Genomic DNA, 7,424 nt, shown 5'->3' with positions numbered 1-7,424 from the left:
TTCGTAGGCTCAGGTCGTGAATCGCCTTTGCTATCAACTCTTTACCCGTACCTGTTTCCCCCCTGATCAGCACTGTGCTTTCACTTTGGGATACTTTCGGCAGGATTTTAAATATATTTCTCATTGCCTGACTGCGGCTGATCATATCTCCCATTTGAAAACTGTCATAGAGTTTTTTTCGTAATTCCTCCACAAGGCTGTGATCCCTGAAGGTCTCAACACCACCGATAATATTCCCGTTTTTATCTTTTAAGGGAGATGTGAAAACCGTTGTGGGAATCCGTTTTTTACTGCTGTTAATGATATAAGTGAAACTGCTGAAGAATGATTTGCCTTCCTGCATGGTTTTTTTTAAGGCACATTCATCCTGGCACATATTTGATCGAAACACATTCCAGCAATGTCTGCCAATTGCTTCTTTCCGCGATACGCCGGTAATTTTTTCAGCTGCACGGTTAAAAGACATGATTTTCCACTCATGATCAACCGTAAAAACACCGTCCGATATGCTTTCAAGAATAATTTCAGTCGTATCCTGGGTGAATGTATCCGATGTGGTTTTTTTTTTCTTCATTTGCATTTTTTAAAATTGTTGTTGGGACAAATTCGGCTGGGTCATGGGATCAAGTTTATTTGCTTTATACAAAGTGATAATATCTTTTACTTTCATTTGTTTATCAACTTTAAATATATCAACATAGTTATTTTTTAACAAATGAAATGAAATCTCACCAATACTTGAAACAAATAGCAGGTGAATCGGATAATCAATCATTGATTTTGCAACATTGAGCCCGATATGTCCTTTTTTATCAAGAAACTCATTAACCACATATGAATCAATATCAATCCTTCCATTGCCAAGATTTAATATAATAAAATAGGGAGCTTTGCCAAAATGCGGATGGAGCCTGGATTCAAGACCATCTTTATCCTGAACGGGTATTATAGCGGTTTCAATAATCTCTTTTTCCGGTTCAACATGAATAAAAACAGATTCAATATTCTCATATTCCGTTAGCAGCATGTTTTCAGCAATATCCGCCAACTCATGAGATTTGTACAATATCAGGGACGGAATTGTTTTAATAATACAATTGACTATTTTAAAAGGACCCGAGCGTCGTATTTTGATCCCGGTAACACCCTTGACCCCCTGTATCCGGTTTAATTTTTCCTCAATCTCTATCTTCAACTCCGTATCCATATCTGCGTCCATCAAAATCATGATGGATTTCCATGCGGTTTCAATCCCAAGCTTTAAGATCAACACTGCGATCAAAATGATGACGGCACCTTCCACATAGGGAATCTGTGCATATACAAAAACAATACCGATTAATACAAATAATGATGTAAATATATCAAAAAAGGCTTCTTTAGCTGTCGCCAAAAGGGCCTGGGAACCGATAGCTTTTCCAATGGCCCGCTGTTTAATGGCCAGAAAAGCTGCAACAGCACATGAAACAATTGAAGCACCAATGGGAAATATTGGGAATCCATCCTGGGAATCCATCAGAAATAGCTTATGCCAGCCGTCCTTAAACATATCAACCCCGATAAAGGCAATCAGCGCTCCAATCAAAAGGCAGGCAATGGTTTCCGCCCTGTAAAGTCCGTATGGGAACCGATTGGATTTTTTTTTTGACGCGAGTTTAAGACCGATAAGTGATGAAAGATTAATTAAAATATCAGCACCGCTGTGCCAGGCATCTGCAATCAAAAGTGGGGAGTTGAATGTATACCCGACAAATGCTTTCAGCAAAGCCAAAACGAGTATTAACAGCGTTGATAAGAATGCAATCCGCTGCCCTTTCTCTAATTGTTCCCTTTTATCGATAGTTCTCGTTCCTTTAATTTTGTTAAAATATATTTGATCCATTCATATTCAAACGGGCAGTATCAATATTAGCACATTTATAAAAGATTTTCCTGTCTCTTTTTATCTCTTTTTATCTCTTTTTATCTTTGCAATCCATGTGCCATATAAATAAAACTCCAAATAAACCGGGCTATTTTATACCGTAATCCAAAATAGCCTTGACTATTTTGGATTACGGTATAAAATAGCCACATGAGATATCTATATAAAAATATCCTTAAAGATTTAAAGCGAAAAATGGTCTTTATTGGCGGTCCCAGACAGGTGGGCAAGACAACCCTTGCTAAAAATATTCTGGAACAGGCCTATCCGTCAGGAAGATATTTTAACTGGGATTACAATGAAGACAGGCAGAACCTGTTAGCCGCCAAATGGCATGATGATGACGGCCTTATCGTTTTTGACGAACTCCATAAATACAAAAATTGGAAAAACTGGATCAAAGGGGTCTACGACACCAAAAAAGGACCTGCCCATTTTCTTGTGACCGGATCAGCAAGACTTGACATATACAGGCGGGGGGGAGATTCTCTTTTAGGGCGGTATCATTACTGGCGGCTTCATCCTTTTGGGTTTGATGAATACCCAAAAAAGATGACCCCAAAGGAAGTGTTTAAACGGTTAATGACGGTTGGCGGGTTTCCCGAACCATTTCTTGACGGAGATGAACGTGAAGCAAGAAGATGGCGCAGAGAACGGTTTGACAGGGTATTAAAAGAGGATATCAGGGACCTTGAGTCAATTCGACACATTTCTCTGCTTGATCTGTTTATCCATCAACTCAGAACCCGTGTGGGCAGCCTTATCGTCATGTCAAATATTGCAGGGGAAATCCAGGCGTCTCCCAAAACCGTGAAAAAATGGCTTGACGTCCTGGAAAGCATGTATCTTGTATTTGCAGTTCGACCTTACACTAAAAATCTGCCAAGGGCAGTGATCAAACCGCCCAAAGTTTTTTTCTACGATAATGGGGATGTCATTGGGGACAAAGGTGCTGTTTTTGAAAATCTTGTGGCAACCCAGCTTCTAAAGAAAATTCATTTTCTGGAAGACAGGGACGGATACAGGTATGAGCTAAGGTATATCCGGGATAAGGAAAGCCGGGAGGTAGACTTTGTCATCTTAAAAGAAGGGATGATTGAAGAACTTATTGAAGTAAAATTCTCTGATGACAGGCTATCAAGGCATTTAAAATATTATGCGGAAAAGTTAAATCCCAAAAAAGCAACCCAGATTGTTGCAAACCTGAAACACTCCTATTCCAGCGGCAAGATAAATGTGGTTGACCCTGTCACATATTTCAAGCGAAAATTTTGAACAAATAGTCATTTTTCTGAAACCAAACAGCTGCGGTAGAATCTTTTAAAATCGCTTTTTCTAGGGCAATATAATTTCTTCCCTGTAACATTCTTCACCTGTCTCATAATCATGCCAGCAGTATTCAATCTCGTAGATACCTGGAGACAGGTTAACGATCACAGATTTTATATCATAACAGCACATGCAATCACAAAGCCCCCCGATCTCCTCTTCAGTCACTTTTATCACATTTCCATCCACAGACATGGAAACCCGAATGTCATCCGGACAGCAGTTGTACGTGGCGTTCCTATGGATCAAATGAACCTCCATGCCCGTTTTAATGACTTCAATCCGATCTTTGCCGCACCATGGATATTGTTCATCAGCATAATTTTCCTGGAGCCTGGGCAGACACCCGCTGTTCGAATACTCTTTCAACCACGGCATCATCCGGCAGTCATCACTGCCAAACTCTTGTGCAAACAGCTTCAACAGATTTACACCACCGCCGTCAATCATTGAATAATACCTTGCAAAATGAGCAAGATCCACACCGTCCACATCTCCGTCGCGGTTTACATCAAAACGGCATGGCGCAGTGCTAGAAACCTTGAGACTGAGATATTTCTTTGCCACATGACCCAGAGTGTCAACGGCTGTTACCGGCAGTTCATATTTCCCCGGCAAAGCCATGAAGGGCTTCACGACATACGTATAGATACCGTCCCCGTCCGGATCAGTCATCTCGACAATCATAATGCAGTCCATATCAGGCCCACAGTCCACCTGAAGAAGTTCCATAATATCTATGGTTACCTTTTCAATCTGGTTGTGTGGGATGTCATAGTCATCATACTCCTCGCTTTTTGGGGCAATAATATCCACTTTTGCGGCCAGCAGAATTTTATCGTCCAGTCCTGCCGGGTTTGGGATTGCCCAAGTGGATTTGATCTCAACCCAGCTCGTTATAACAAAAAGCTCCATCACAGCCGAATCGCCGGCACCGTCATTGTCAATTACCTTAATTGGCAAATAGTGCGTTCCATATGATGCCAGGGAAGATACCTCAGACTCACTCACATAAAGCACGCATCGACGATCACCGGGAATCTGCCATGAAGGCTTTAATGTAATAATGCCTGCCCCAATGGACCGGGCATCTACGGACACTGTCTTGATATCATCGTTGCCATCCAGGTCTTTCACATAGACATTCAATTCCACTGTATCACCGGCATATACGGTTTGAGGATCGATATTTTCAAAACAGATTTGTGGCTCGTTATTTTGATAATGGATGATCTTACCGTCATCTCCGATGGCCCAGGCATCCGTAAACCCGATCAGATCTATGTCATTGAGTTTCCCGGGATCATTCCAGCCAAAATATTTCCAGTTCTTCCCGCCATTATCTGTTCGAAATATTGTCATAATTTCGCGTAGATCAACTTCTCCAGTGCCAAAGCCCTGTTCATGCCATCCAATGATCCATCCATAATTATTATCAGCAAACCCAACAGCATTAAAGTCCGGAAGAGGCAAACTAAAAGGCCATATAAAGCTTTGCATTTCCCACCCCTGGATGCCCAGTCGAAAGATGGAACCCTCTTCACCCACTGACCAGGCAGCGAGCATTTGATTTTCAATGTTTGATCGTGGTTCAAGAATTTCAAGATCCATCTGAGCCCCAACCGGTACAAAGGTCTGTGGACAAAAGGGATCAACAGTCCAAATTTTACCACCATCTTTGGTTCTGGCAATGAAACCGCGCCTTATTTCAGGTAAAAACATATTGTATTGATATCCACAAACCCATCCCTGCATTGGGGACAACCATCGGGTCGAGGTAAGGGTGTGCCGGATTTCCGGTATGGCCCAAAAACCTATGGAATTTTCTTTCCAGGTCCTGCCGCCATCCTTGGTAGCCAGATAATAAAAGCCGTCCCCCACGGCCCAACCCTGTTGAGCATTTAAAAAAAAGATATGATTTATCTTCTGCATATAAGGTCTGTCCGTGGATAAAATCTCGGCCCATGCACTGCAGGGGTATTGGCATTCCCAGCTCTGCCCGCCATCTTTGCTAAAAAGGATGACGCCGAATGAGATGGGAACCGGGATAATATCTTCAGTTTGAGAATTCAGCAGATGCATTTCACCGGCAGCCCAGCCATTATTTTTGTCCATAAAATATACGCTGTAAAAATCGCACACTCTGGTGCAGGAGATCTCGGAATCGGGTACATCATCCAATATACGGGGATGCATAATTTCCCAGTTCGCCCCCCCGTCGGTTGTGGATAAAATAACACCGTTTTCACCAACTGCCCAGCCAACAGCACTGTCTACAAAACTTATGGAAGTCAAATTGTCACGAACATTGCTTTGCTGATATTCCCAGCCTTTAGCTGATAATTGCGGCGTGTATAACACAAAAATCATACCCATCAACACCATTCCAAAAAATGTATTTTTCATCTTTTTCTCCTTAGTAATAATGGATTTGCTTTTATATATACTTTTATAAAGATAATGCAAGATTTATGCCTGAGATCCGGTCTTTCAAAACCCTTAACTATAGGAATTTAAAGAATATTTGGGTACTTTTTTTCCTATGTAATAAAAGTAACAATGTTACAAAATTTACACACTTTTGAGAAATAAATTTCCTATTATAGAAAAAACAGTATAAAATCGTACACTTTCAATCAATTGTTACTTTTTTTACTCAATTTATGGAACTTTTTGTTATAATGTTACATTTTTTTCCTAAGAAAAAAATTACACAAAAATACCGTAAATACAGCAGGTTAAGGGTTTCAAAATATAGAAAAAAGGGTATGATTTTTGCATATACTTATTGTGAATTTATAAATATTACACAAGCTCCAACCAGTTTTTTAAAGAAAGTCTTCATAAAAAGGGGGAAGTCGTGAAACAGATTCATTTTAATACATTGATTATTTTTCTTCTCTTTATTCATTTTTATTTCATCAGCCATTGCTTTGCAGCTGATACCCTGACAACCTTTACCAACCCACTGGGCTGCGCCTGGGGTGAATTGAACCCTGAGCCGGACAGGGCCACCGCCATTGCCAGGACCAGCGATGGTTTTATTGTCAGTGCTTACGTACCCTACCTTTTTGACTCTGCAAAAGGAGGCTACGGCGTTTTATATAAACTGGATGAAAATGGAAACCGGGTGTTGGTTGGCAGCGAACCATTTTACCGTTCCTATGTCAGTGACGACGATTACTACTGTGATTCCAGTATCTGTGTTACCTGCGATTCGATTGATGTCCAAAGTTTTACCTCTGATATCACCCTTTACAAAAACAGTTATGAATATGCAGGAAGCTGTAACAGAATTTCCGATCTTGCAGTCATTCCTGTGGGCGGCGGAGAAGAATATGTGCTCCTTGGCACCAAAAAGATGGAATTCAGCTATGAAGACCCGGACACCCATGAAATAGTGTACCAGAATATGCCCGGTGTCTGGCTGCTGAGAACTGACAGCGACGGCAATACGCTTACTGATGTGGGCTATGCCGATCAGTTTCCCCAGCAGCTTGCCCCGGATCAGCCCCTTGATCCCTATTATTCCTATGGCGCCTCTCTCACCCCGCTTTATGATTCTACAACCGGCAACTATGATTTTTTAGTGGGAGCTAATCTCGACAATAACACCAAATTTGTATGGGTGGCTGTTTAAAACGGATACGGATAACTATGACACCATAGAGTGGGGAAAATGGGAAGACTTAGATCAAAATGATCGTGACCTGTGGTATAATGCATGGCTTCTTCCCACCAGTCCTCCCTATCCGCTGGGAGGACATGGGATGACCCAAGCCTTTGAAACCGGCAGCGGTTACCTTGTCACAAATGACAGAGGTGTCTGGGGACTTGATTCGAATCGTGATCTTGCCTGGGAATATGACGGCGGTGTACATGGGTATCGATCCATGATTCAAGAAGGCACTGATACGGTTGTAGTGACGACTCTTGAAGTTGGAGGAGAAAACTATCCTGCCCTGGTCAAAATTGACAACACCGGATCCGTAATCTGGTCAACCCTTTTTGGCTGTACGGAAAATCAGTGTGAACTGGTTAAGGTGGTACGCACTGATTATGGATATGTGGCGGTGGGTTCCACCACCATGAAAGGGTATGGGGGCCTGGATGTCTGGCTAGTGGCCACCGATTTTAACGGTAACCGGCTCTGGGATAAAACCATGGGGGG

The 7,424-nt window shown here is 41.8% G+C and carries 6 protein-coding genes; 3 read left to right on the top strand and 3 right to left on the bottom strand.

The annotated features are described in order from the left end of the window. Both K8S13_RS22505 and K8S13_RS22500 read right to left on the bottom strand, forming a co-directional pair. A partial coding sequence (locus K8S13_RS22505) for a PAS domain-containing protein (protein ID WP_291465969.1) occupies positions 1 to 574 on the bottom strand: 574 nt, incomplete at its 3' end. Positions 575 to 583: 9 nt separating this feature from the next. Continuing rightward, positions 584 to 1,882 carry a cation diffusion facilitator family transporter gene (locus K8S13_RS22500; RefSeq protein WP_291465968.1) on the bottom strand — a complete coding sequence of 433 codons (1,299 nt, stop codon included), beginning with the start codon at positions 1,880 to 1,882 and terminating at the stop codon, positions 584 to 586. A gap of 192 nt (positions 1,883 to 2,074) precedes the next feature. Between K8S13_RS22500 and K8S13_RS22495 the strand changes: the two genes are divergently transcribed. Then, positions 2,075 to 3,199, top strand: a complete 1,125-nt coding sequence (locus K8S13_RS22495) for an ATP-binding protein (protein WP_291465967.1) — start codon at positions 2,075 to 2,077, stop codon at positions 3,197 to 3,199. 60 nt (positions 3,200 to 3,259) lie between these two features. Here K8S13_RS22495 and K8S13_RS22490 read toward each other — a convergent pair whose 3' ends face one another. Then, the gene (locus K8S13_RS22490; protein ID WP_291465966.1) at positions 3,260 to 5,659 is read right to left on the bottom strand and encodes a YCF48-related protein; all 2,400 of its coding nucleotides are present in this window, start codon (positions 5,657 to 5,659) and stop codon (positions 3,260 to 3,262) included. 454 nt (positions 5,660 to 6,113) lie between these two features. Here K8S13_RS22490 and K8S13_RS22485 point away from each other — a divergent pair, with 454 nt between their 5' ends. Together K8S13_RS22485 and K8S13_RS22480 are read left to right on the top strand one after the other, a co-directional pair. Further along, positions 6,114 to 6,893 carry a hypothetical protein gene (locus tag K8S13_RS22485; RefSeq protein ID WP_291465965.1) on the top strand — a complete coding sequence of 260 codons (780 nt, stop codon included), beginning with the start codon at positions 6,114 to 6,116 and terminating at the stop codon, positions 6,891 to 6,893. Next, a partial coding sequence (locus K8S13_RS22480; RefSeq protein WP_291465964.1) for a hypothetical protein occupies positions 6,874 to 7,424 on the top strand: 551 nt, incomplete at its 3' end. The genes K8S13_RS22485 and K8S13_RS22480, both read left to right, overlap by 20 nt.

The organism is Desulfobacula sp. (genome assembly GCF_021107415.1).
The sequence above is the reverse complement of the archived record's forward strand: the minus strand, read 5'-3'. Positions and strand labels throughout refer to the sequence as shown.

Coding starts and splice junctions, on each gene's coding strand:
- K8S13_RS22500 (WP_291465968.1), bottom strand. CDS start 1,882: ATGGATCAAATATATTTTAACAAAATTAAAGGAACGAGAACTATCGAT.
- K8S13_RS22495 (WP_291465967.1), top strand. CDS start 2,075: ATGAGATATCTATATAAAAATATCCTTAAAGATTTAAAGCGAAAAATG.
- K8S13_RS22490 (WP_291465966.1), bottom strand. CDS start 5,659: ATGAAAAATACATTTTTTGGAATGGTGTTGATGGGTATGATTTTTGTG.